General features: G+C 41.4%; 19 protein-coding genes and 1 pseudogene. 18 read left to right on the forward strand and 2 right to left on the reverse strand.

Features of this window, described 5'->3' with window-relative positions; genetic code table 11:
• The first annotated feature begins 7 nt into the window (after positions 1–7).
• Positions 8–2,116, forward strand: coding sequence for an efflux RND transporter periplasmic adaptor subunit (locus CI595_RS26150; protein ID WP_156087478.1), 2,109 nt, complete (start codon positions 8–10; stop codon positions 2,114–2,116).
• 17 nt (positions 2,117–2,133) lie between these two features.
• Positions 2,134–3,387 carry an ABC transporter permease gene (locus CI595_RS19860; RefSeq protein WP_095175349.1) on the forward strand — a complete coding sequence of 418 codons (1,254 nt, stop codon included), beginning with the start codon at positions 2,134–2,136 and terminating at the stop codon, positions 3,385–3,387.
• Positions 3,388–3,441: 54 nt separating this feature from the next.
• Here the strand turns inward: CI595_RS19860 and CI595_RS19865 are convergent, their stop codons facing one another.
• Positions 3,442–4,077 carry a lactate utilization protein gene (locus CI595_RS19865; protein WP_095175350.1) on the reverse strand — a complete coding sequence of 212 codons (636 nt, stop codon included), beginning with the start codon at positions 4,075–4,077 and terminating at the stop codon, positions 3,442–3,444.
• 155 nt (positions 4,078–4,232) lie between these two features.
• Here CI595_RS19865 and CI595_RS19870 point away from each other — a divergent pair, with 155 nt between their 5' ends.
• The 8 genes from CI595_RS19870 to tsf all read left to right on the forward strand — a co-directional run bounded on the left by CI595_RS19870 (position 4,233) and on the right by tsf (position 14,718).
• Positions 4,233–5,108, forward strand: coding sequence for a DegV family protein (locus CI595_RS19870; protein WP_095175351.1), 876 nt, complete (start codon positions 4,233–4,235; stop codon positions 5,106–5,108).
• Between the two features lie 9 nt (positions 5,109–5,117).
• Positions 5,118–6,884, forward strand: a complete 1,767-nt coding sequence (gene argS / locus CI595_RS19875) for an arginine--tRNA ligase (RefSeq protein WP_095175352.1) — start codon at positions 5,118–5,120, stop codon at positions 6,882–6,884.
• Positions 6,885–7,017: 133 nt separating this feature from the next.
• On the forward strand, positions 7,018–8,619 hold the full coding sequence (locus tag CI595_RS19880) for a serine/threonine-protein kinase (protein ID WP_162291927.1): 1,602 nt from the start codon (positions 7,018–7,020) through the stop codon (positions 8,617–8,619).
• Positions 8,616–9,929, forward strand: coding sequence for a hypothetical protein (locus CI595_RS19885; protein ID WP_095175354.1), 1,314 nt, complete (start codon positions 8,616–8,618; stop codon positions 9,927–9,929). Before CI595_RS19880 ends, CI595_RS19885 begins: the two co-directional genes overlap by 4 nt.
• 24 nt (positions 9,930–9,953) lie before the next feature.
• The gene (locus tag CI595_RS19890) at positions 9,954–11,906 is read left to right on the forward strand and encodes a fructose-1,6-bisphosphatase (RefSeq protein WP_095175355.1); all 1,953 of its coding nucleotides are present in this window, start codon (positions 9,954–9,956) and stop codon (positions 11,904–11,906) included.
• A 15-nt stretch (positions 11,907–11,921) separates the two neighbouring features.
• Entirely contained in the window at positions 11,922–12,770 is an 849-nt protein-coding gene (locus CI595_RS19895; protein ID WP_095175356.1) for an alpha/beta hydrolase, read from the forward strand.
• Between the two features lie 241 nt (positions 12,771–13,011).
• The gene (gene rpsB / locus CI595_RS19900) at positions 13,012–13,752 is read left to right on the forward strand and encodes a 30S ribosomal protein S2 (protein WP_095175357.1); all 741 of its coding nucleotides are present in this window, start codon (positions 13,012–13,014) and stop codon (positions 13,750–13,752) included.
• A gap of 24 nt (positions 13,753–13,776) precedes the next feature.
• A complete protein-coding gene (tsf, locus tag CI595_RS19905) occupies positions 13,777–14,718 on the forward strand; it encodes a translation elongation factor Ts (RefSeq protein ID WP_095175358.1) in 942 nt (313 codons plus the stop codon).
• A gap of 552 nt (positions 14,719–15,270) precedes the next feature.
• On the opposite strand, the gene CI595_RS19910 is transcribed toward tsf, so the two are convergent.
• Positions 15,271–15,483: a helix-turn-helix domain-containing protein gene (locus CI595_RS19910; protein ID WP_095175359.1), complete on the reverse strand. Its 213-nt coding sequence runs from the start codon at positions 15,481–15,483 to the stop codon at positions 15,271–15,273.
• Between the two features lie 563 nt (positions 15,484–16,046).
• Between CI595_RS19910 and CI595_RS19915 the strand changes: the two genes are divergently transcribed.
• The 8 genes and pseudogenes from CI595_RS19915 to CI595_RS19950 all read left to right on the forward strand — a co-directional run bounded on the left by CI595_RS19915 (position 16,047) and on the right by CI595_RS19950 (position 24,884).
• The gene (locus tag CI595_RS19915; RefSeq protein WP_095175360.1) at positions 16,047–16,322 is read left to right on the forward strand and encodes a SymE family type I addiction module toxin; all 276 of its coding nucleotides are present in this window, start codon (positions 16,047–16,049) and stop codon (positions 16,320–16,322) included.
• Entirely contained in the window at positions 16,312–16,515 is a 204-nt protein-coding gene (locus CI595_RS19920) for a hypothetical protein (RefSeq protein WP_095175361.1), read from the forward strand. Before CI595_RS19915 ends, CI595_RS19920 begins: the two co-directional genes overlap by 11 nt.
• Before the next feature lie 30 nt (positions 16,516–16,545).
• Positions 16,546–17,490: pseudogene (locus CI595_RS19925) on the forward strand (ORF6N domain-containing protein).
• 114 nt (positions 17,491–17,604) lie between these two features.
• Positions 17,605–17,889 (forward strand): hypothetical protein, encoded by a 285-nt coding sequence (locus tag CI595_RS19930; protein ID WP_095175362.1) that lies wholly within the window; start codon positions 17,605–17,607, stop codon positions 17,887–17,889.
• A 135-nt stretch (positions 17,890–18,024) separates the two neighbouring features.
• The gene (locus CI595_RS19935; protein WP_095175363.1) at positions 18,025–21,111 is read left to right on the forward strand and encodes an N-6 DNA methylase; all 3,087 of its coding nucleotides are present in this window, start codon (positions 18,025–18,027) and stop codon (positions 21,109–21,111) included.
• 1 nt (position 21,112) lies between these two features.
• Positions 21,113–23,503 (forward strand): DEAD/DEAH box helicase family protein, encoded by a 2,391-nt coding sequence (locus CI595_RS19940; protein WP_162291928.1) that lies wholly within the window; start codon positions 21,113–21,115, stop codon positions 23,501–23,503.
• Between the two features lie 193 nt (positions 23,504–23,696).
• Complete coding sequence (locus CI595_RS19945) at positions 23,697–24,086, forward strand: helix-turn-helix domain-containing protein (protein WP_095175365.1); 390 nt, start codon at positions 23,697–23,699, stop codon at positions 24,084–24,086.
• 6 nt (positions 24,087–24,092) lie between these two features.
• Positions 24,093–24,884 (forward strand): ImmA/IrrE family metallo-endopeptidase, encoded by a 792-nt coding sequence (locus CI595_RS19950; RefSeq protein WP_095175366.1) that lies wholly within the window; start codon positions 24,093–24,095, stop codon positions 24,882–24,884.
• Positions 24,885–25,299 lie beyond the last annotated feature (415 nt).

The following is a 25,299-nucleotide window of genomic DNA, read 5'->3' on the forward strand; positions in this document are numbered from 1 at the left end:
GGATTCTATGAAGGCGAGAAATAAAAAAATCTTAATTGCCGTCATCTGTGTGGGTGCCGCAGCGTTGGCCGGCACAGGAATCTGGTATGGTGTAAAAAAGATGGACCAGACAAAAGTGGATGTCTACCCCGTGGCTGATCTAAAGCAGCAGATATGGGGAATGAGTACCAGTATTGATGGAACCATATCCTCCAGCGTAACACAGGAAGTCCATCTGCTGGATAAACAGATGGTGGATCAGATATATGTACAGGAAGGACAAGAAGTAGTGGAAGGTACTCCTCTTCTGTCATATGATATGACGCTGGTCAATATTGATTTGGAGATGGAGAAAATCAACAAAGAGCAGCTATTGGTAAAGAAGAAAGGTCTGGAAAAGGAACTGGAAAAGCTTAAAAATGCCAACATCATTCCCGACAGCCAGAAATCAGAGAACGACGAGGATGAGGGCGGTTCCGACGGAAACATTGTGGGAGCGGGCAGTAAATCAGGAATCCTTCCGCTGGGACAAAAGGAGATAAATGACGGTCCATACGGACGATGGGCGGAAGCGTTCAGCAGGATGGCAGCTGCTCAAAATGCGAGAGCGTCGGCGGATTCTGGAAATTCCGATCGAACAGATCCAAATAGCAGGAACCCGGATAATACAGATCAAAATAATTCCAATCCGGACAATTTGGACCAGGGTAATCCGGACAACCCGAATCCGGACAACCCGAATCCGGATGACCCGAATCCGGACAACCCAAATCCGGACAACCCGAATCCGGACAACCCGAATCCGGATGACCCAAATCCGGATGACCCAAATCCGGATAACCCGAATCCGGACAACACAAATCCGGATGACCCAAATCCGGACAACCCGGACCCGGACAACCCGAACCCGGATGACCCAGACAAACCGCAAAAGCCGTCACCGACCATGGTCTACGACAAACTATACGGAGACATTACGCTGGAAACACTACCCGGCCAGAAAATAGAAAATGCGGTTCCATACAAGGGAACCGGCACCAAAGAAGATCCTTATTACTATCTCTGTAAAAAAGATGTCAAAATCCAGGGCGCTTTTCTCAACATGACAGCAGGCTATGGATCTTCCGATGTTAAAGAAAAAGAACCGGTATACTGTATCCTGGAAGTCAGGGACAAAGATGAAGAGGCAGGATTTCTCATTGCTGCCCTCTGCATTGACGGCAGTAAAATAACCCAGAAGGTGGAACCTCAGACATGGTATCTCACCCATCTGGGAACCTATACAGAGGAAGAACCCCCAATCCCCGATGAAGAAAATCCGGACGGTGATATGGACGGAGAGGAATTCCCCGACGAGTGGGATTTCATGGAAGAAATACCCCAGGATGATATCATAGACGGCTATACAAAAGATGAGCTGGAGAAAGCCATCACGGGTAAGAAAAAAGAAATTAAAACAGCAGAACTGGATATCCGCGGCAGCGACTTGAAAATCAAAAATGTGGAGAAAAAACTGGAGGACCAGACAGTAGAGTCCATCCTGAATGGGGTGGTCAAGAAAGTGGGAGACCCAAGCAAAGGGGAAGTGGACGGGGAAGCATTCCTTGTTGTGGAGAGCTCAGAGGGCAGTTACGTGAAAGGACTGGCAGATGAGTATCAGCTCCAGCAGCTCCAGCCAGGCTCTGTTCTGACAGGATTCACATACGAATCAGGACTTCCCATAGAAGCGGAGATAAAAGAAATTTCCAATTTTCCATCCTCCGGCAACATGTACGGATACGGCAGAGAAGTATCGTATTATCCGTTTACCGCCTATATCAAAAACAGTGACGGCCTTAAAAATATGGAGGGTGTCAACCTGGAACTTCCCGCAGAGACGGAGAATCCCGCAGGTCTTTACATCAGCAAAGAATTTGTGCGGAATAAAGACGGCAAGGACTTTGTGTATGTGGAAAACAAGGCCCATCAATTGGAAAAACGGACGGTCCAGGTAGGCAAGAACTTTTACGGCAGTATGCTGGAGATTAAAAGCGGTCTCACAGAGGAGGACAACATTGCTTTTCCGTACGGCAAGAAAGTAAAAGAAGGCGTTAAAGTCAGACGCGCAGCCATAGAAGACCTTTACAACATGTACTAGAGGAGGGAGGATAAAACATGGTAGAAAATATTAGATTGTCCTTCCAGGGACTCTGGGCTCACAAGATGCGTTCTTTTCTCACAATGCTGGGTATAATCATTGGAATCGCATCGCTGATCTCCATTGTGTCCACGATCAAGGGAACCAGTGAGCAGATCAAAAAGAACCTGATCGGCGAAGGGGACAATGTGGTGGATATCACCCTGAACGAAGGCAGCAATATTTATCAGATGGAGTATCAGGGAATACCCCAGGGTGTACCGGTTGTCACAGAGGAGCAGAAACAGCAGATTTTGGATTTGGACAATGTGGAGAATGCGTCTCTTTACAGACTGCGTCAATATGCGGACAGTATTTATTATCAGAACCAAAGCATGGATGGCGGTAAAGTCCTGGGAGTGGATAAGGATTATCTGGACACCTGCGGATATCAGATCGTACGGGGCCGGGGATTTTCCGGAAAGGATTTTGATAATTTCCGAAAAGTGGTCCTGCTGGACGAGACGGCTTCCAACAATTTCTTTGAAAAAGGCAAGGAAATCGGCAAAACCATAGAGATAAAAGGGGAGCCGTTTACCGTTGTAGGCATTATCAAAAAGTCAGATGAGTATGAACCGGTCATTAACAGTATGGAGGATTATTACACATACTACAGCGATGACAGCGGAATGGTTCTGATGCCTGACGCCACATGGCCTATTGTCTATCAATATGACGAACCGCAGCAGGCAGTCATCCGGGCAGCCAGTCCGGAGGCTATGAGCAAAGCAGGCAAAAAGACCGCTGAAATATTGAATGCGTCCATAACATCCACATCAGACTCTATCAAATATAAGGCAGAGGATATTATGGAGAAGGCAAAGGGTCTTCAGCAGATCAGTGAGAATACCAACCGGCAGCTTATCTGGATTGCCAGTATCTCTCTTTTAGTTGGCGGTATTGGTGTTATGAATATTATGCTGGTGTCGGTTACAGAACGTACTGGTGAGATTGGCCTGAAAAAAGCGATCGGTGCCAACAAACGGCGGATCCTGGGCCAGTTTTTGACTGAGGCGGCAGTGCTTACCAGTGTGGGCGGTGTCCTGGGTGTGGCTGCAGGCTTCATATTGTCGAAAGTGATATCAAAGATATCGCAGACGCCAATGGTCATCAGTATCCCGGCAGCCGCCGCCGCCGTGATATTTTCCATGATCATCGGTCTGGTATTTGGATTGCTCCCATCCATAAAGGCAGCGAATTTAAGCCCAATAGAAGCACTCCGGAGAATGTAAAAAAGAATCCAGCAGCTTTCCTGTAAGCAGGGAGCTGTTGGATTCTTTTTGGTTTCAGAACCCGTAAGATTCGCCGATCAAAATAACGGTTATCCTGTCTTTTACACGTGAACGTCTTGTGATCACTGTCTGGCAGCAGATACAGTCAGGGCTTTGACAGTCTGCGCAGACACCGGTTTTGGAGCAGGGTGTGTGCGCACCTACCCGGATACTGTTTGGCGGTGCCGCCATATTGCGGGCCCGGCGGATTCCGTCTTCCTCTGTGACGGCGATCTTGTTCATGCCGGCAACCACAAGAACATGCTGAGGGCCTGTGATCAGACAGGCAACCCGGTTTCCCACGCCGTCCACATTGATCAGTTCCCCGTCCAGGGTGATGGCATTGGTGCCGGTGAGGAAATAGTCCGCAGTGACTATCTGTCCATAGAGTTTCCTGGATTCTTCAGGCGTTTTTGCTGCCTTCCGGTCAAGCAGTATGTAACCGCTCTCCTTCAAAATCTCCATAATGCCTGTCTCCACAAGGGTTTCCGAACCGCCCCAGGTCACTGTGGCGTTGACAGGGATAAGGTTGTGGATGAGTTCTTGGGCCTCCCGGGCATTTTCACAGTAATACCCCAGCATGTTTCGTTTTTCCAGATTAGCAATGATCGTTTTTGCTGTGTGTGCGTAAGATTCTGTCTGAAATGACATGATATCCCTCCTTGTCAGTATTTTATCTGAAATCTATTATAGCATGCAGTGATTTTTTCGTCAAAATTTTCCCAGGGGAGACATTGTATTTAACTCCGGTCTATGATATTATTAAAAATAGTAACCCAAAATGGGGAAAAGGAGTCAAGGAATCAATGGAAAAAAAGAAGATTGCAATTGTGACGGACAGTAACAGCGGCATTACCCAGCAGCTTGCCGGGGAGCTGGGGATTACGGTTCTTCCAATGCCTTTTTATATTAATGAGCAGCTTTTCCTGGAGGGGATCACCCTTACCCAGGAGGATTTCTACCAGCGGCTGGCTCAGGATGCGGACATTTCCACATCTCAGCCTTCTCCTGCGGATGTACTGGAGACTTGGGAGCGGCTGCTGGAAGACCACGATGAAATTGTGCACATTCCCATGTCCAGCGGTCTGAGCAACTCCTGCCAGACGGCATTTGTGCTGGCCAGAGAATATAAGGGGCGTGTACAGGTTGTGGACAACCAGAGAATTTCTGTTACGCAGAGACAGTCTGTACTAGATGCGATTCACCTGGCAAGCTCCGGCAAAAATGCAGTGGAGATCAAAGAAATTCTGGAAGCCGAAAAAGGGGAGTCCAGTATCTATATCACTCTGGAAACTTTGAAATATCTGAAAAAGGGAGGTAGGATCACACCTGCTGCCGCTGCACTGGGCACGGTTCTGAATTTAAAACCGGTTCTGCAGATCCAGGGGGAAAAGCTGGATGCCTTCTCGAAAGCCAGAGGCAAAAAGCAGGCAAAGCGTACTATGGTCAAAGCCATGGAAGATGACTTAAAAAACCGTTTCAAAGAATATAAGAAAAAAGGCCTTATGTGCCTGGAAGCAGCTTACACCGGCAATGAGGAGGAGGCCCTGGAATGGAAGGCAGAGCTTGAGAAGCATTTCGATATGGAAGTGCATATGGACCCTCTTTCCCTGAGCGTTGCCTGTCACATTGGACAGGGGGCCCTTGCGGTGGCGGTGGCTAAAAAAGTAGAAGTGGAGTAGTGAACAGTTATGAAGAAAATCATCGAATGCATGGAAGCAGTCATCAAAGACGCATTCACAGCTTCCGGATATGACGAAAAATTTGCCAGAGTGAATGTATCCAATCGCCCGGATCTGTGCGAATATCAGTGCAACGGGGCGATGGCAGCAGCCAAGACATACAAAAAAGCACCTATTATGATTGCAAACGATGTGGTCGGAAAAATAAAAGAAAGTAACATCTTCAGCCAGGCAGAGGCTGTGAATCCCGGATTCATTAATATGAAGCTGAATCCCGAATTTCTTACCTCTTATCTGAATGATATGCAGGCGGATGAGAACCTTTCCGTTGAAAAGGCGGAGTCTCCCAAGACGATCATTATTGATTACGGCGGACCCAATGTGGCAAAACCCCTTCATGTAGGCCATCTCCGTTCAGCCATCATTGGTGAGAGCCTAAAACGCATGGGGCGTTTTCTGGGACACCGGGTGATCGGTGATGTGCATCTGGGTGACTGGGGACTGCAGATGGGGCTGATCATCACAGAACTGAAAAAACGTTCCCCTGAACTGGTGTATTTTGATCAGACGTACGAAGGGGAATACCCCGCAGAAGCACCCTTTACAGTCAGCGAACTGGAGGAGATCTACCCCACAGCCAGCGGCAGATCAAAAGAAGATGAAGCATACAAAAACGAAGCTTTGGAGGCAACACTGGAGCTTCAGCAGGGCAGAAGAGGATACCGTGCCCTCTGGAAACACATTATGGAAGTTTCTGTTGCAGACCTGAAAAAGAATTATGAGAAACTGCATGTGGACTTTGACCTTTGGAAAGGCGAAGCGGATGCTGACCCATATATACCTGATATGGTGGCGTACCTGAAAGATAAAGGATATGCATATCTGGACCAGGGAGCACTTGTCGTGGATGTAAAAGAAGAGAGTGATGCAAAAGAAATTCCTCCTTGCATGATCCTCAAATCCGACGGTGCGTCTCTTTACAACACCACGGATTTAGCTACGATCGTACAGCGTATGGAGGATTATCATCCGGATGAGATGATCTACGTGGTGGACAAGCGCCAGGAACTGCATTTTATCCAGGTGTTCCGTTGTGCGAAAAAAGCCAAGCTTACGGAGGATGATACCCAGCTTGCGTTTGTTGGTTTTGGAACCATGAACGGCAAGGACGGCAAGCCGTTCAAGACCAGAGAAGGCGGCGTTATGCGTCTGGAACGCCTCATCAGCGAGATCAATGAGGAAATGTATAAGAAAATCGTTGAGAACCGCAGTGTAAAAGGAGATGACGCCAAAAAGACAGCCGAGATGGTGGGACTCTCCGCCATCAAATACGGAGATTTATCAAATCAGGCTTCCAAGGATTATGTGTTTGACGTTGAGCGTTTCACTTCCTTTGAAGGCAATACAGGGCCGTACATCCTGTACACCATTGTGCGGATCAAATCCATTCTGGAACGCTACCGTGAGGAAGGCAAAGATCCGGAGACAGGCAAGATGCTCCCGGCTGCCAATGCCAGCGAGAAAGCCCTGATGCTGGAGCTGTCCAGATTTAATTCTGTGATCGCACCTGCTTTTGAAGAAAAAGCACCGCATAAGATATGTTCTTATATCTATGATCTTGCAAATGCTTTCAACAGCTTTTACCATGAAACAAAGATTCTCAGTTCAGAGGACGAAGTGCAGAAGACATCCTGGATCCGTCTGCTGGTCCTGGCAAGAGATGTATTGGAGACATGCATTGACTTATTGGGATTTGAAGCACCTGAGAGAATGTAATCTGACACAAAGGGAACCGGGCCGCTGCATGCGGCGGCCCATCCCAATTTATAAAACCTTCTGGCATATCTGCCAAATATTCCAATTAAAATTCAAATAATATTCAAATAATATTTAAGAGGTGATGCTGTTCGTGTATGAGAAAAAGCGTCTTCTCCAAGAGCGCTACCGCCTGGATAGAATGCTGGGAAAAGGCGGACAGGGACAGGTATTTCTGGCTTTTGATATGAAACTGAAAAAATACTGGGCCATCAAAAAGATTCCCGCAGACAGCAGCCGGGAAGCGGAGATCATGCGGCATCTGGAGCACCCGGCACTTCCCAGGATCGTTGATATTCTGGAGGAGGACGGATGCCGTTATCTGGTCATGGATTATCTGGAAGGGTTCACCCTTGAAGAGATTAAGAAAAGCGGTAAAAAGATACCCTGGGATAAGCGGATAAAATGGGCGCTACAGCTCTGCAGCCTTCTGGAATATCTACATGGCCCTGCAAAGGGGATCATCTATCAGGACATGAAACCTTCCAATCTGATGGTACATATCTCAGGTGATATACGGATTTTTGATTTTGGCATTGCGTCCTTGTCTGAACAGAACAGCAGTGCAGGGAAACACAGCAGCAAAAGCAGGTTCGGAACTCCCGGATTTGCGGCACCGGAGCAGTATTTGGGAAATGCGGAGGAACGGTCTGATATCTACGGATTTGGTGCCATACTTCGTTATATGGAACAAAAAGAGGAACGGGAGACGAGACTCTGTAAAAAGTGGAGACATATTGCGGACAAATGTATGGAACCTTCCCTGGGGAAAAGATACCGGAAAATCAGTACGGTCAAAAGGGAGCTTCAGAATCTGGAAGAGTGGATACAGGCCAGGAAACGTGCCTATGCCGGTTTTATTTTCCTGGCAGCCGGTTTTTTAATGCTTTTAGGCGCGCAGATAAAGAAACAGGAGCTGCTGATGGATGCAGGAAGGATTCTGGGGGGCCGGGAGGGCACAAGCCTGGCAGATACAGCAGATTATGAGGAAGCGCGCAGATATTTTCTGAGGGAGCAGGAGGGAACAAAAAAAGGAGAGCTGTACCGCAGAATTTTGGATGCCATAGAAGAAAAACATTCCAAGGCCGCCTGGGAGACTGCACAAAAAGCCATAAGAGACTTGGAGGACAGTGAGGGCACATCCTGGGAAAAGACTGGTGAATCCATATTTTTGGCAAATGTAATACAGGCGTACAAAACGGAACTGGGATATTCCGGCAGTGAGGGGGACGAGAAAGCCCGCAAGCTTCTCCAGCAGGCAGAAAAAAGTCTGGAAGAAAACAAAAGAGAGACGTATGCGCCTATATACCGGATCGAAATATGGTATCAGCTGGCAAAGGTGTACGGAAAACAAAATAATCCGGTATGGAGCATAAAGTATTACGACCTACTTTTAGAAGAAAAGATACCTGTGAAGCTGGAACAGGAAGCCCGGCTCTCCGCAGCAGCCCTCTGCCGTCAGATGCAAAATTATGAGGAGGCGGAAAAACGCTATGAAAGTTATATCAAAGATTTCCCTGAGGACGCAGAAGCTTACTGCGCCTATGCTCTTATGGAGGCAATGGAACGGCAGAATCCGGAGAAAGCAGAGCGTCTGCTTAACCTTATGGAAAAAAGAGGGGCAGAAAAATCGGGTTTTAACAGTGATAAAGTAAAAAGAAAGATCAATGGACTCACAGAGGAGGAAATACAATGAAAAGAAGATATATGTTTATGGCTGTAGCTGGTGTTTTTTTATATTTGGGTGCTGCAGTCTCAGTATCAGCTTCTGCGGCGGATAAGGAGGCGGATGAAACATTACCGGAGATCACACAGATTGTGGAATTACAGAAGGGAGAAGCGCTGTTTCTGCCCGATAACGGCATTGTACAGATAGAAGATGAGCGCGTTGCGTGTGCAGGAAGGAATGGAAATATTGAGGCCTTAGAGGAGGGGGAAACAGAGGTGGTGGTCCGCTATAAAATAAGAGTGAAAAAGACTGCCGAAAAAGCAGATGTGGATACTAAGGATCCGGATGACACCGGAAGAGAAGATGGTGCTGCGGAAAAGCCGAAAGAAGCGGAAAATCCTGATAAAGATACAGAGGGAGGCACAATAGACCCCGAAAAGGATATAGTGAACGACATGGGCCAGGCCGATGATATAAAAAACGGGCATAAGACGGAAGAAGCAATAGATGCAGAACAAAAGTCCCAGACAAATATAAATGCAGATAACCGTATAGATGCAGATGCCAAAGTATCACCGGAGGAAAAAGCGAAAGTTCCGCCGCCTATGACGGAAATAAAAATTCCCGACTGCAGTTATCCTGTCATCACGCTTGCCAATTTAAAGAACCTTTCCTCAAACAACAGCCAGGTGTCTCCGTGTATCACCGTGCAGGATGAAAATCTGGACAAGAGCAGTGTAAAAATACGGCTTACGGGGAAACGTACCGGTGAGAGAAATATTTCCATCCAAAGAGAAGATAAGGGAGGAAAGCTGTCCTTTACTCTGGACCCTGTGGCAGAAGATGATGAATATGTACTCCTGTGCGAGGCCTCCGACCAATACGGCAACCGGACAGTACAGCGCTTCCATTTTTCAGTCAACCAGTCAGGGACAAGCTTTGTATTTGACGGGGAAGAGATGGACCACAGTGCGGGATTTGCCCCGGAAATCACGCTTGAGAATGCGGATGCGGTCCGGATCGTCTCCTGTGCGGTGAACGGTGAGCCGGTGCTTTATGAATGGAAGGACGGAAAGCTAAAGATTCCAAGCAAATGCCTGAAAAGCGGAAATAACAGAATTACCCTCTCCGTTCAGGACGAGGCAGGCAATATAAATGATATGGAACCCTGGGATTTTACCATGCCGTTGAAGGAAGAATTGGAGGCAGACAGCGAACCCGGATCGGGAACAGTAAAAATGCAGAAGGAAAATCCGGCCGGAATTATTTTTTTACTGATTGGCAGTGTTCTTGTTTTCTGGGAGAGGAAAATGTGTTACAATGGCAACATGAATTAATCTATCAATATTGGGGGAGAACAAATGGAAAAATTGGAACAAAAGTATCTGGAACGCCTTTCCGAATTATATCCGACCATCGCCAAGGCGTCCACAGAGATCATTAACCTGCAGTCAATTCTCAACCTGCCCAAGGGAACCGAGCATTTTCTGACGGATATCCACGGAGAATATGAGGCTTTTTCCCATGTTCTGAAAAATGGTTCCGGTTCTGTGAGACGGAAGATCAATGAGGTATTCGGCCATACGCTCAATGAGCAGGACAAGCGTTTTCTTGCCACGCTGATTTATTATCCGAAAGAGAAAATGGAGCTGACGAAAAAGACAGAGGAAAATATGGAAGACTGGTATAAAATCACCTTATACCGTCTGATCGAGGTGTGTAAACGTGTTGCGTCCAAATACACCCGTTCCAAAGTCCGCAAAGCCCTGCCGCCTGATTTTGCCTATGTCATTGAAGAACTTATCACAGAGAAACCGGAGCTTAATGACAAGGAAGCCTACTATGAGCAGATTATTGAAACGATCATAGCCATTGGCAGGGCAGAGGTATTTATCATAGCCCTCTCAGAGCTGATTCAGCGTCTGGTTGTGGACCATCTGCATATTCTGGGGGATATTTACGACAGAGGGCCGGGACCGCACCATATTATGGACAAACTGGAGGAGTATCACTCCCTGGATATCCAGTGGGGCAATCACGATATTGTCTGGATGGGAGCTGCGGCAGGACAGCGTTCCTGTATCGCCAATGTTATCCGTATCTGCGCCCGCTATGCCAATCTGGACCTCCTGGAAGATGGCTATGGCATCAATCTGCTTCCTCTGGCTACCTTTGCCCTGACGTATTATCAGGATGACCCGTGTGAATGTTTTAAAATAAAAGGGGGCAATACTCTCAACCCTGCAGAGACTGTGCTTAATATGAAGATGCACAAAGCGATTTCTATTATCCAGTTCAAGCTGGAAGGCCAGCTTCTCATCCGGAGAAAAGAGTTTCATATGGCTGACAGAGCACTGCTGGATGATATCAATTATGAGGAGGGAACCATACGTTTATACGGAAAAGAATACAATCTCCTTGATCATTCGTTCCCTACTGTGGACCCGGAGAATCCCTACGAGCTGTCAAAGGAGGAGGAGGAGGTCATGGAGCGCCTTGTCTCTGCCTTTGCCAACTGTGAGAAGCTCCAGCGGCATATGCAGCTTTTGCTGAAAAAGGGAAGCCTGTATAAGGTATACAATAACAACCTGCTTTATCACGGCTGTGTTCCCCTTAATGAGGACGGCAGCTTTAAGGAAGTGGAAGTATACGGCAGGACCTATAAAGGGAGAGAGCTTTATGACGTGCTGGAAGCATATGTGAGGAAAGCTTTCTTTGCCCTGGATCAGGATGAAAAGCAGCGGGGAAGGGATATTTTGTGGTTTATCTGGAGCAGCCCAGCGTCTCCTTTATTCGGAAAAGATAAGATGGCTACTTTTGAGCGTTATTTTCTGGCGGAGAAAGAAACCCATGTGGAGAATAAGAACCCATACTACAGACTGCTGGAAGACGATACTGTGGTAAATAATATTTTTCGGGAATTCGGAATTGAGGGTGACTGCTGCCATATTATAAACGGCCATGTCCCGGTACATCACACCTCAGGGGAAAGCCCCATCAAGTGCGGCGGCAAAGTGCTGGTCATTGACGGCGGATTTTCAAAGGCATACCAGAAAGAGACGGGGATTGCCGGATATACCTTGATCTATAATTCCTGGGGAATGATCCTGGCGGCCCACGAACCGTTTACTTCGGCAGAAGATGCCATTACAAGAGAGAGTGATATTCTTTCTGACAGTATTTTAGTAAAACGGACCTCTCTCAGAAAAACAGTGGGAGATACAGATAATGGGCACCACCTTCAAGAGAGCATTGATGAGCTGAAACAACTGCTGAAAGCTTACCGAAACGGCCAGATCATTGAAAAGGAATAAAAGGAGAGCAAGAGCATGATACATGAGAAGATTCCCATTCAAATGTCCGGGTCTTCAAAAGAGACACATTTGACAACTTATATTTTAGATGCTTATGAGGAGCTGCCAAAGGATTTGGTACGCCCTTTGATTTTGATCTGCCCAGGCGGCGCGTATCGTTTTACTGCTGACAGGGAAGCGGAGATGATCGCCCTGCAGTTTAACAGTATGGGATATCACGCAGCCGTTCTGCGTTACTCCTGTGCGCCCGCTGTTTTTCCTACAGCATTGTCCGAGGTGGCCTGCTCAGTGCAGGTGATACAGGAAAAGGCCGATATGTGGCATGTGGATACAGATAATCTCTTTGTTATGGGATTTTCAGCGGGAGGACATCTGGCAGCCAGTTTCGGTGTTTTCTGGAACAGAGATTTTCTGTCAGAGGCTGTGGGATGCAGCAAAGAGCGTTTAAAAGTGAAAGGATTGATCCTCAGTTATCCGGTTATCACATCCCGGGAGGATTATGGACATCTGGAAAGCATCCATAACCTGCTTGGCAGTGATTATGAGAAGAAGAAAGAGGAAATGGCACTGGAGACACAGGTAGGTGCCCATGTGCCTCCAGTCTTTATCTGGCATACCTTTGAGGACCAGAGTGTGCCTTTTCAGAATTCCCTCCTATTTGTAGAAGCTATGGGAAAGGCTGGTGTTCCGGTTGAATTTCACCTTTACCCCAAGGGCAGTCATGGACTTTCCTTAGCCAACGAGACACTGATGCGGGTGGACGGCACCGGAGTGCAGAAAGAGTGTCAGAGCTGGATGCCGCTTCTGCGTACCTGGCTTCAAAACGTTACTGCACAATCCGCCTCGGGGGACCGCAATGTGTGAACAGTACCTTAAGAATGTCCGTTACAGTAAAGAATTTGGACAAAAGTGGTATAAACCTTGTAAAAACAGGAAAAAATCTTAAAAACAGCTTGCAACCTATGTGTCAGCTATGCTATAATACCAACGTTGCAAAATAACCACGTCTATGAATACCAAAGGACGGTGCCTGCGGACAAGCATCCGACAGTGTCCCTGCGGAGAGGAAATAGACGGAAGAAAACAACCAAAAAGGAGAAAAAACATGAGCGTTATTTCAATGAAACAGTTACTGGAAGCAGGTGTTCATTTCGGACATCAGACCAGAAGATGGAACCCTAAAATGGCTCCCTACATCTACACAGAGAGAAATGGTATCTACATCATTGACCTGCAGAAATCTGTAGGAATGGTTGACGATGCTTACAAAGCAGTTGCAGACATGGCAGCTGACGGCGGCACAATCCTGTTCGTAGGAACTAAGAAACAGGCTCAGGACGCTATCAAAGTAGAAGCAGAGCGTTGCGGAATGTTCTATGTAAACGAGAGATGGTTAGGCGGAATGCTGACAAACTTCAAGACCATCCAGAGCAGAATCGCAAGACTGAAAGAAATCGAAGCTATGGAAGCTGACGGAACTTTCGACGTACTGCCGAAAAAAGAAGTTATCGAGCTGAAAAAAGAGCAGGCCAAATTAGAGAAGAACCTGGGCGGTATCAAAGAAATGAAGAAACTCCCGGATGCCATCTTCATCGTAGACCCGAAAAAAGAAAGAATCTGCGTTCAGGAAGCACATACATTAGGTATTCCGTTAATCGGTATCTGTGATACAAACTGTGATCCGGAAGAACTGGACTATGTAATCCCGGGCAATGACGATGCGATCAGAGCCGTAAAATTAATCGTTTCCAAAATGGCAGATGCCGTGATCGAAGCTAACCAGGGTGCTGCTGAAGACAGCGAAATCTTTGAGGAAGCAGCTGAAGAGGAAACAACAGAGGAATAATAAGAATTCAGGAGGAATATCACGATGGCTATTACAGCAGGAATGGTAAAAGAATTAAGAGAAATGACCGGCGCCGGCATGATGGACTGCAAGAAAGCTCTTACAGCTACAGAAGGCGATATGGATAAAGCAGTTGAATTCCTGAGAGAAAAGGGACTTGCAACTGCACAGAAAAAAGCAAGCCGTGTTGCAGCAGAAGGTCTGTGCAAAACTCTGGTATCTGCTGACGAGAAGAACGCAGTTGCCGTAGAGGTTAATGCAGAGACAGACTTCGTTGCAAAGAACGAAAAATTCCAGGAATATGTTGCTCAGGTTGCTGAGCAGGCTATGGAGACAGAAGCTGCGGATATCGAAGCTTTCTTAGCAGAGCCATGGAAATTCGATACAACAAAAACGGTTCAGGAAGCACTGGCAGGCCAGATTTCTGTTATCGGCGAGAACATGAACATCAGAAGATTCACAAAAGTGAATGAGCCTAACGGTTTCGTATCTTCTTATACACACATGGGTGGAAAGATTGGTGTTCTGGTTGACGTTGAGACAGATGTTGTCAATGATGCAGTAAAAGAGATGGCTAAAAACATCGCTATGCAGATTGCAGCCCTGAACCCAAAATACACAAACAGAAGCGAAGTAAGTGAGGAATTCATTGCACACGAAAAAGAAATCCTGCTTGCTCAGATTAAAAATGACCCGAAAGAATCTTCCAAACCGGAAAAAGTTATCGAGGGCATGGTAAATGGCCGTATCAACAAAGAAATGAAAGAAATCTGCCTCTTAGACCAGGTTTATGTAAAGGCAGAAGACGGCAAACAGGCTGTTGCAAAATACGTTGAAGAAGTTGCAAAAGCAAACAACGCAAAAATTGCAATCAAAGGCTTCGTTCGTTTCGAGACCGGCGAGGGTATTGAAAAGAAGGAAGAGAATTTTGCTGAGGAAGTTGCTAAACAGATGGGCGGCAACTAATTAAAATTGCTTCATTCTGTTTGATACCGGAAACCTTGAGTTTTTAAGGAAAATCGGATGTGTAAGGTCAATTGAAAACTATCGTAACTTAGCGTAAAATATCATAAGAAATCGCCGGAATTTGGGACTATTTTGAGACTGAATTGGGATTGGAAATGGTCTCGATTACTTAAGGGGATTTTGCCTGATGTTTAAAGGTTAGCGAGAGGCAGTGACTGGGTACACGTAAAATGAATGTTGATGGCACACTATTGAGAAATCGGTGGTGTGTCATTTTTGCGTTCTGGGGAAGAAATTACTATGTAAATCTTCCAAACAAGTAAACTGTAAGGATACAAATAACATTGAAAGAGACCTATCTTGTTCCAATTTATGAAGGCAATTATTTTATATTAGTAGAGGGATTTAGGAATATGACGTTTTATGAACTAACAGAATACTATGGTAATATACTTCTAACTCCAGGAGGCATGATTTTATAAGAGATAAAAAAGATATTATATTGAAAAGCCAGTGTTACGAGGTAATGTTCTTGTAACGCTGGCTCTATTTTTATATTGTTTCTCCGGTATCTCTCATTTTGAATTGTCCTACAAAATCGCAATCCAAAACATTTCCTATTTCAATCAATTCTTTTTCGGAAAAATTATCACGTTTCATTTTATTATATATATTGGTTGAAGAGCAGCCAAGTAATGAAGCTAAGTCGGCTGCAGTTTTCTTTCTTTTGACAAGAACAATTTTTATTTTTTCTGTCATAGACATAATTAGCACCACCTTCCTATTTTAAATATATAACTAGATAGTGTAATTGTCAATCTAATAGATTTGAAATAGTAATTGTTAGATTGAATAAAACTCTTGACAAACACACTAAAAAGTTATATTATAGAACTGTAAAGAGGTATTAACACACTAAAAAGATATTTGAATCAATTACGAAAAATTTACAAGCTAACATTAGTGATTAAAGCAACCACACTGGGAAGTGTGAAGGTCCGAAGTCCTTATAAATGCTGACGGGTTGCAACAGGGGCGTTGTAATGTTGGTTGACAAGTTCCGGCCGGGTTTAATGTGAACCGGGCGCTGTGGGAGAGTTAAACCTGTGTTTTTGTACCACGGCTATAAATCAGCTTCATTTACTAAAAGTCAGGGACCTTACAACGCCCAATCTATTGCAATATGTAACGATAAACCAGGTCATCTTACAGTGTTGCTTCATACATAGTCAATCAGTCTAATGTATTTTTCGTGTATATCAGGTTCATAGATATTTCTGAACAAAAATCCAAGCTATACTGTAAATTTTATAAAGGGTGGAAAAAATATGAGAAAAGATAAAAGAGACTTAAAGGTCTGTGAACAATCTGGATACAGATATAAGCCAACCCCTACGCTTATGTTAAAGGGTGCATGGCTGGAGGAGTGGGGATTTACAGCTAATATGCCGGTGACTGTTCAGTGTGAGGAGGGGAAACTGATTATCGTCCTTAATGAAGAAAGAGCAAAGATGCTGGAGGAAGAGCAGGTTTATATTGAGGAAGAGACGAAGAAGTTACAGGCACAGCTTGTAGCGGAGCGGAAAAGGAGATATGGAAAATAAGGAGATGGATAAAATGAAGGGACAGGCGGTTACATTTGCTGTTGAAACGGAGAATGGTGTTGTGAACAGGATTGGAAAAGCATATATTGCCACTCCGGAAATCGGATTTCGGGGCGGCGAGGTTAGTTGGCTGGAGGATAAATTCAAAACACCGGTACATGGAAAGGAAAGCGAAAAATGGGAAAGACCATAATTTGAGTTTTTGAGAAAGGTGATATATCTTATGGCAAAAGAACAGCAGGGGATAACAGAGACAACGGGACAGAAGGGCATACAGTTGCCGGAAATTATTGTCCCAGATAAAACAATACAGAAATTAATTTTTGTTGTTCGTGAGCAACAGGTAATGATGGATAGTGATCTGGCTGCACTTTATCAGGTAGAGACGAAGGTATTTAATCAGGCAGTATAAAGGAATATTGCACGTTTTCCGAATGCGTTTCGCTTCCAGCTTACAAATGAAGAGTATGAGTGTTTGAGGTCACAGATTGTTACCTCAAACGGGAGAGGTGGGAGAAGATATCTGCCATATGTTTTTACGGAACAGGGCATTGCAATGCTTTCAGCGGTGTTAAATAGTGATACTGCAATACAAGTTAGCATTCATATTATGACAGCGTTTGTTGAAATGAGAAAGTTTCTGGTGAATAATGCGGTGCTGTTTGAACGAATCAGTAATGTGGAGTTAAAGCAATTGGAATATCAGAAGAAGACCGATAAACGTTTTGAGCAGGTTTTTAATTACATAGCGGAACATGAAGAGGTGAAGCAGAAGATTTTCTTTGAGGGACAGATTTATGATGCGTTTAGTTTGCTGGTAAAATTGGTTGGTAGTGCGGAGAAATCGATTATACTGATTGATAATTATGCGGATGTGGACACATTGAATATTTTAGCTAAGAAGAAGATAAATGTTAATGTCTGTATTTATACAATGAAGCAGACTAAACTGACATCAGCGGATGTAAAGAATTTTAATAGGCAGTATCCTAAGCTGGAGATTAAGTATACAGGGGCTTTCCATGACCGTTTTTTGATTGTAGATGGTGGTCAGGCATACCATATTGGGGCATCATTGAAAGATGCAGGTAAAAAGTGTTTTGCAATAAATCGTTTAGAGGATGAGAAGACTATTCAAGGTATGATTAAGAATACTAAAACAATATGATTTGTATTATAAGAATAAGATATTATTTTAATTTAAAGTTCTTAAATCTAAGAAAAGATTTAAAAGATTGTACTTTGTTAAAATAAAGATAACAGAATTGGAGGTTATAATATATTGACTGGAGAGCTTATTATAGAAAGACAAGAAAATGAAGGAACTTATATATTTGGTAATAAATTTATTTGTACAAATAGCTTTAAAACGGTTTTTGGTTCAAAGTATTTAGATGTAATTAAAGAATCAATAAAATTAATTAATAGGACATATAGTTATCCTGATTATATTCAAAGCCTATGTTATAATGAAATAAGATTTTTTGCTATTTCAAATCAGGATAAATTTAGCCAAAAATCTAAAAACAACAATTATATAACATTTATGATGCCGGAAGAAGTCTGAATTTTCAGACTATATTTTGGAACGACCCGGTGACTAGTATTTTGACTTGTTTTATGCTAATATAATCTAAGCGATGATTCTATATAAAAGCGTCATTCGCTTGGATTATATTATGATACGACGAAAGGAATATAAATGGCAAGATCAACAGTACACTATGCAGATAATCAAACAAACAATGTTCTTAAGAAATTACATAATAAATTACGCCCGGCAGGAACTCCAGTACAAAGAGTTGAATATATTATAGAATTACTACTTTTGCGTATTTTTGAAGTTAAGTTGAAAAAAGACACGGCCTTCAGTGAGATACGTATTTTATTTAATAAGGAAGAAAATGTAAACAAGTTATTCTACTATTTAAAAACAATAGATAGTCAGAAGATAACAGAAGAATTAAATAAAAGTTTTTTCCCTTTTTATGGGAATATATTGTCTGAAGCAAGAAAAGTGTTAAGAGGTAATTTAACGACTAAAGTTCAAGATCAGCTTGTACTTATTCAAGAGGTTTTTAAAAATTCTAATTTTACGAATAATGTTCAAAGTGGTAATCTTGAAGAAGTAATTTCGTTAATCGCTGAAATAGATGAGGAAAGATTGTTAAAAACAGATTTACTAGGCGATGCGATAGAGTCCGCACTATCAGAAACAGGTGGAACTAAGGAAATAGGGCTTTTCAGAACTCCTGACCATATAAGGCAGTTTATGGTTGGTTTAGTTGAGCCCAATATAAAAGATACAATATTTGACCCTGCATGTGGTACCGGTGGTTTTTTATTTGATTCGTTTGAGTTTGTTATGGAAGGAATAACGAAAGATAAAAAGTGGCCAGGTGCAAAGGCACATAATGAATTAAAACATTGGTTTGAAGATTACTTTAATGATAAAGAGGAGAAAATGCCTTCTGAAGAAGATACTTTTAACTTTTACAGAGCAGGAATTTCAGGAATCGAGTATTTAGGAATGATACGTAAAATGGCAGCAGTCAATTTCTATATCAGAGGTCTTAACCCTAATAACATTAGACAAGGTGATTCATTAGATATATTTGATCATAATATTGTTGGTACAAAATCAGTGATACTAGCAAATCCTCCATTTGGTGCAGAAAGAGATAAAGAATCTTATCCAAATGTTTGGGATGAATTTAGCAAAGAAAGTGAAACAACGATTTTATTTGTTAAATTGATGCTTGATTCATTAAAAGACGGAGGAAAATGCGCTGTTATTGTTTCAGAAGGTTTTTTAACGTGGGATCAGGCAAGTGCAAGAACCCTTAGAAAAATGTTATTAGAAGAAGCAAATTTGATTGGTGTTATAGGTTTACCCCAGGGTGTTTTTGTAAGTAAGAGTGGTCAAGGACCAAAGACATCTATACTATTTTTTGAGAAAGGAAAGAAAACAAAAAATATTTGGTTCTATCAAGTGGAAAATGATGGATATACGTTTGGTACAAATAGAATTGAATGTGAAGGCTCACAATTGGTAGAGGCGTTAAACATATATCATAATTATATAAAAAAAGGAATGGAGCCACCAACTAGCAATAACTCCTATATATTACCAGTTGAATGGATGACTTCCTTGGATCCAAGAATAAAATTAAAGATTATAGATGACGTGAAAACTACTTTTTATAAAAAAAGAGAGTATGAGCGAGAAAAATTATTAAATGAATTAAATAAGAAATGTGTTGAAGCAATAGCTGTAAAACAGAAATTAAAAGAGTTTGATGCTGTTTGGGATGGTAAAATTCAGAACGAGATAGCGAAACGCATTGATAAAGCATACATTTTTTCTCTTAATGTTGCGTCTTATAAAAGTAATATTTCATTGAATCAGATTCAAGAATGGAACAAAAAGCTTAAAAAAGATTCAGCATTTTCATCAATGGGGTTAGATGAAAAATATCAAAATTTAATCAAGGCCGAGTATAAAGATGCATTCAATCAAATAAAAAAGTTTGATTTACAGAATGCGATTGAAGCTGATATTGTTAGAGAATATCTTGAGTCTATACCGGAGGAAAATTTACGGGAAATTAGAAAACTTAATACTGCATACAATTTGTTGAGAAATGGTGCGAAATATCCCCTGGTTAAATTAGGAGATTACATTATTGAAAATCGTAATTCTGTAAAGCCTAATAAATATCCAGATGTAAATTGGAAAGTTCTTGGAGTATCTAATGAAATTGGGGTTTTTAGAAATATTTCATTGAAACCGGAGGAAACTAATCAATCATATATTCTTGTTGAAAAGAATCAATTTTGCTACAATCCATACAGAATAAATGTGGGGTCAATTGCTTTGAATAAGTTTGACTACGAAAATCAAATAATAAGTGGTGCGTATGTTGTTTTTGGTGTAAAAGAGGAGTATATAAACCCATCATATATTAACATTATAATTCAAAGCAATAATTTTAAAAATTATGTAAATCAGAAAGCAAATGTTGGCAATGGTGTAAGAATGAACTTCACATTTAATGATATGAAAGAGTTTTTATTTCCATTACCAGATATTAATATCCAAAATAAAATAGTTAAAAAATTTCAGCAACTAGATACCATAGAGAAAAATACGTTAGAAATAATAGAATCATGGAGTATTGATTCAGAGTATTTTGAAGGTAAGGAATTCAAGAACACATTGCTTGGGTCACTAATTGATAATTCTCTTTATGGTACTTCTACTAAAAGTGATTATGTGAAGGGGAAATATAAAATTTTACGTATTGGAAATATAGGATATTGCGATTTTGATTTATCAGATATAAAAAAAGTTGATATATCAGATGATAATTTTGAAAAATATTTAGTTAAGAAAGGAGATTTGCTAATTGTTCGTTCTAATGGCAATCCAAAGCTCGTAGGCAAATGTGCAGTATGGGATAATAACGAGGAGTATGTTTATGCTTCTTATCTAATTAGATTCCGATTTAAAAAGGAGCTTGTATTACCTAAATACATAATGTATTTTTTTATGAGTGATAAGGGACGAGATATGATGAAACCTAAGAGTGGTGGTGGGACGAATAATATTAGTGCAACTGAGTTCAAGCAATTACAAGTTCCCCTACCCACTATTTATAAACAGCAGGAAATTATAAAAGAAATTGAACAAGGTTTATCTGAGGTAAAGCGTATACAATTATTTGGTGTAAATGCTAAAACTAAAAAACTGAAAATTGCGAACAATCTATTTGATGAGGAGGGATAATATGTCAAACATATTTTCAAATGAAGCATCGGATGTTGATTTAAAAGTTATAGACGAATTAAAGGCGTTAGGTTGGATTGTAGGTGACACACTTCTATATAGGCCAAGGTACAAGCTATCTATGGATCAGCAAAAAGATTATGGAAAAGCGTATATAGAACCAGATATTGTTTTGCAGGATCCAATATCAAGAGAAATACTGGTTGTTATTGAAAATAAATTAGATGATGAGAAAAAGGCTTTTTCACAGTTAAGGATTGATTCTTTTACCCTAAAACCAAGATTTATGTATGCTTGTTCAAAAGAACGAAAATTATTTTATGACAATGAATGGAGAGGATTGGAAGCGGGGGAATATAAGCGAGTTAATTCTTTTTTATCATATGAAGATATAAAAATAAAAATTGAACAGGCAAAAAAAATAAGCTCATTAAAAACCATTGAAATTGATACAATGATAGCAGGTGGGTATGATCCTACTGTTGGTAAAGAGAGATATTACCAATTAGATTGCATTAACACTATAATTGAAAAATATCGAGCAGGGCAACAAAAGATGCTTGTGCATATGGCAACTGGCTTAGGAAAAACAAGGATGACTGTTGCTTTGGCAAAAGCATTACTGGAATATGGTTTGGCAAGAAAAATATTATTTGTTGTGGATAGACGTATTTTAGCAGAACAAGCGTTAGATGATGGATTTTCATTAATAAAGAGAAGTTATACGGCTTCAAGGATAACAACATCTAATTTTAGACAATGTAGGCATACACCTATTCAGGTAATAGTCATTGATACTTTAGAAATCATATTTTCATCGATTCCTAGTAACTTTTATGATTTAATCATTGTTGATGAATGTCATCGGTCAATATCAGTAAATAGAAAAGTTGTCTTAGAGCATTTTGTATGCCCGAAGTTAGGACTGACAGCGACTCCTAAAAGTGCTATAGCTAAAGCTGGTTCAGAATTATCAGAAGAAGATATGGCTATTTATGATACATATAAATTATTTGGTTGTATAGATAATGAACCAGACTATAAGTTTGATATAGAACAAGGAATAAAAGAAGGTTTTTTGGCTCCATATGATGTGTTAGAAATAAAAACGTATTTAACAAAGGAGGCCGAAGATGAAGGGATACCAATAGAATATGTACTAGATCCTGATACTAGGGATAAAATTCAATTGCCAAAAGAAAAGAAATTGAAGTTGGAGCAACTTGAAAAAAAATATATTTCAGAAGAAAGATGTAGACGAATTGCTGAAGAGATAAGAAAGAATACACAATATGGCGAAAAAGTTTTGCTGTTTGGTGTAAGTCAAGCACATTGTATGCTACTTACTAATGAACTTAATAAAGTTTTTAACGAAGAGTTTGCAGGTGGCTTAAGGTATGCGGAGGCAGTGATTTCTGATAATAATGATATAAATAAATATGTCAAAGGAAAATTTAAGCAACCTTATGAAAAACCATATATTGTAGTATCGGTTGATATTATGAGTACGGGTGTAGATATTCCCTGTATAAGATATATATCATTTGCGGCTTTAACGAAATCTATAGGAAAATATATACAAATGCTTGGGAGGGGAACAAGACTAGATCCTATAAAAAGTGGTAAATTTAGTTTTCGTATTTTAGACTTTGCTGGTCTTTGTAAACGTATGGGAGATAATGGTACAGGAACTATTAAACAGAATGAGGTTAAAGTTGGTAAAAGATCTGACGGGGAAGGAGGCGGAAAAAATCCGCCAAGGGAGTTTTATATTATCGATAATCCAGATCCAGAAGAAATGATACAACGTGTTTTCTTGCTTGGAAATGATTTTAGTATTATTGATAATATACCATTAGAAGAAGCAAGGCGTATTTTCGAGGAACAAGTTAATAATCCACAGAACAATAATGTAAGCAGTATTAAAAACATGATAATAAAAGATAATGAGTATATTCCTTCACAAGATGAGTTAGACATATTGGAAAATTGGGCTAAAGGACCCAATATTTACTTGGATGAAGGTCAGTTGCAAAGGATATATCAATATCCCCAGGGGAGTATTTGGGATTTTTTTCTGCATGCATTAAAAATTAAATTAATTCCTGATGTAGAAGAAAGAGTTAGGATCGCTTACGTGGATTACATTAATACATATAATTATACAGATGCTCAAATTAACATTCTTGCAAAAATCAAAGATATAATAGTCTCAAATTTGACTAGTAGAAGACAAATTAACATTAATACTCTTTTTGATAATCCAATTTATGAAAGGATAATAGGGAGGAAAGAAGATATAGATGAAGTTTTTAGTGGTCGGTTTGAAGATACCATAGATGATTTGCTCAGTAATTTAAAATTACCTAATACTTATTTAAAAGTAAAATAGTAATGGAATAATTCATTGTTAGAGATACTTCTATATATTATAATGTTTTTAATATTTTACAGATAATTCAAAAACCTTACTATCGGAGATATATAACATAGTAAGGTTTTTTGTTGTCAATCATCAGATTGACGAATAAATGTTCGTATTCTGGTAATGCTTACCGTATAAACATTTTATAGAGAGATGAAACATGGACACAAACAACCGGTTACGATTCGGAAAATATGTAGAATCATTAAGGAAGAACAAAGGAAAATCCCTTAGGGAAACAGCTAAAGCAATAAAAGTATCCCCCCAGTATTACAGCGAGGTGGAGAAGGGAAGAAGTAGTACATTTACTGCCGAACGGCTGAAACTGCTGTCTCATTTTCTGATATTGGATGAGAATGAGACCCATAAATTATATGATATGGCAGCAGAATCAAGGTCATCCAATGATATTGTCACTCCACAGGACTGTGCTGATTACATGCTTGGGAATTCCTATGTGATAGAAGCACTGCGCCTGTCAATGGAGACTGGGGCAGGGGAAAAGGAATGGCAGGTGTTTCTGGATGATTTAAAAGCCAGGAAGGGGTGAGCAGATATGTACCAGCCTATACTAAGAAAGCAGAGGAGCGGCATTCCCATCATAAGGAATTGTGAGATTGATGCCCATGCAGAGGAATTCCTGCGTGATTACAGGCCTTCCCTGCTAAAAACGCCGCAGCCGGTGGATATTGAAGCCTTTGCGGAGTTCTATCTTAATCTGGCATTGGATTACACATACCTTTCCCATTGCGGGGTTATATTAGGCCGGATGGTATTCCAGGAGGCGGAACGGGTTCCGGTCTATTTACCAGAAGAAAAATGTGCGGATTATCTGTATGCAAAAAGAGGCACTTTGCTCATTGATAATACTTTATTGGAGGACCGGAAGGAATACCGTTTGCGTTCTACGATAGGGCATGAGTGTGGCCATTGGATATTCCATTCTGATTATTATACTGTTATGGATAAAAGAAAGCACTATAGGAATTCATCGTTGCCGGAAATTACAGGATGCAAAAAGACCGATATCGAAGGCGGGGCAGATATGGCCGGGAGAAGAAAGCTGGTTACAGATGCAGATTGGCTGGAGCATCATGCAAAGTATTTTAGTGCGGCTATACTGATGCCGAAAACGCCGTTTATGAATGCTGTATCAGATTTTGCTGGTAATGGACAGGGCAGTGGGGCGGCTCTACAGGAGAAGCTTGCAGATATATTCCAGGTATCGCCCGCTTCTGTAAAAATCCGTTTATCCCAGCTGGGTTTTAATAATTATGTATTCAGGAATGAAAGGACACAGGATGATGAACAGTATAACAAATTGCTGCAGATGCCAGGTGCCCTGTGAACGGCAGGGTGCCATTTTTAGAAAATATCTGTCAACCAAAAGGATGACACTCGTGCGGCAATTATTTTTTACTTATGATGTCAACCAAGCAATTGACAGGAAAGGAGCCATGCCGGATTGAAGGAAAAGATAAACTGCCCAATCTGCAGGAAACGGGCTTTTGATATCAGAACTGCTGTAAATGGGGAGGTATGGATAGAACTGAAATGTCCTCACTGCAGAAATATTGTACAGGTTTGCTATATGTTTGGCAGGATACGGCAGGAAAGAAGCAAAGAAAATATAATTTAACTTGTTGTGCTACTTTTAATTGAAAGACCTGTAAGCTGCCAAAAGCCCAAAAAGACCCCTTGTTGTTTTATGACTGTTTTGAATCAGAAGATGAGCTGTTTTATTTTTCCCATTTCACAGTTCT

The sequence above is a fragment of the Blautia hominis genome (assembly GCA_002270465.1).
Taxonomy (GTDB): Bacteria; Bacillota; Clostridia; order Lachnospirales; family Lachnospiraceae; genus Blautia; species Blautia hominis.

Bases quoted from the DNA above. Each gene is read 5' to 3' on its own strand.
- CI595_RS26150 (WP_156087478.1), top strand. From the start codon at position 8: ATGAAGGCGAGAAATAAAAAAATCTTAATTGCCGTCATCTGTGTGGGT.
- CI595_RS19860 (WP_095175349.1), top strand. From the start codon at position 2,134: ATGGTAGAAAATATTAGATTGTCCTTCCAGGGACTCTGGGCTCACAAG.
- CI595_RS19865 (WP_095175350.1), bottom strand. From the start codon at position 4,077: ATGTCATTTCAGACAGAATCTTACGCACACACAGCAAAAACGATCATT.
- CI595_RS19870 (WP_095175351.1), top strand. From the start codon at position 4,233: ATGGAAAAAAAGAAGATTGCAATTGTGACGGACAGTAACAGCGGCATT.
- argS (WP_095175352.1), top strand. From the start codon at position 5,118: ATGAAGAAAATCATCGAATGCATGGAAGCAGTCATCAAAGACGCATTC.
- CI595_RS19885 (WP_095175354.1), top strand. From the start codon at position 8,616: ATGAAAAGAAGATATATGTTTATGGCTGTAGCTGGTGTTTTTTTATAT.
- CI595_RS19890 (WP_095175355.1), top strand. From the start codon at position 9,954: ATGGAAAAATTGGAACAAAAGTATCTGGAACGCCTTTCCGAATTATAT.
- CI595_RS19895 (WP_095175356.1), top strand. From the start codon at position 11,922: ATGATACATGAGAAGATTCCCATTCAAATGTCCGGGTCTTCAAAAGAG.
- rpsB (WP_095175357.1), top strand. From the start codon at position 13,012: ATGAGCGTTATTTCAATGAAACAGTTACTGGAAGCAGGTGTTCATTTC.
- tsf (WP_095175358.1), top strand. From the start codon at position 13,777: ATGGCTATTACAGCAGGAATGGTAAAAGAATTAAGAGAAATGACCGGC.
- CI595_RS19910 (WP_095175359.1), bottom strand. From the start codon at position 15,483: ATGTCTATGACAGAAAAAATAAAAATTGTTCTTGTCAAAAGAAAGAAA.
- CI595_RS19915 (WP_095175360.1), top strand. From the start codon at position 16,047: ATGAGAAAAGATAAAAGAGACTTAAAGGTCTGTGAACAATCTGGATAC.
- CI595_RS19920 (WP_095175361.1), top strand. From the start codon at position 16,312: ATGGAAAATAAGGAGATGGATAAAATGAAGGGACAGGCGGTTACATTT.
- CI595_RS19935 (WP_095175363.1), top strand. From the start codon at position 18,025: ATGGCAAGATCAACAGTACACTATGCAGATAATCAAACAAACAATGTT.
- CI595_RS19940 (WP_162291928.1), top strand. From the start codon at position 21,113: ATGTCAAACATATTTTCAAATGAAGCATCGGATGTTGATTTAAAAGTT.
- CI595_RS19945 (WP_095175365.1), top strand. From the start codon at position 23,697: ATGGACACAAACAACCGGTTACGATTCGGAAAATATGTAGAATCATTA.
- CI595_RS19950 (WP_095175366.1), top strand. From the start codon at position 24,093: ATGTACCAGCCTATACTAAGAAAGCAGAGGAGCGGCATTCCCATCATA.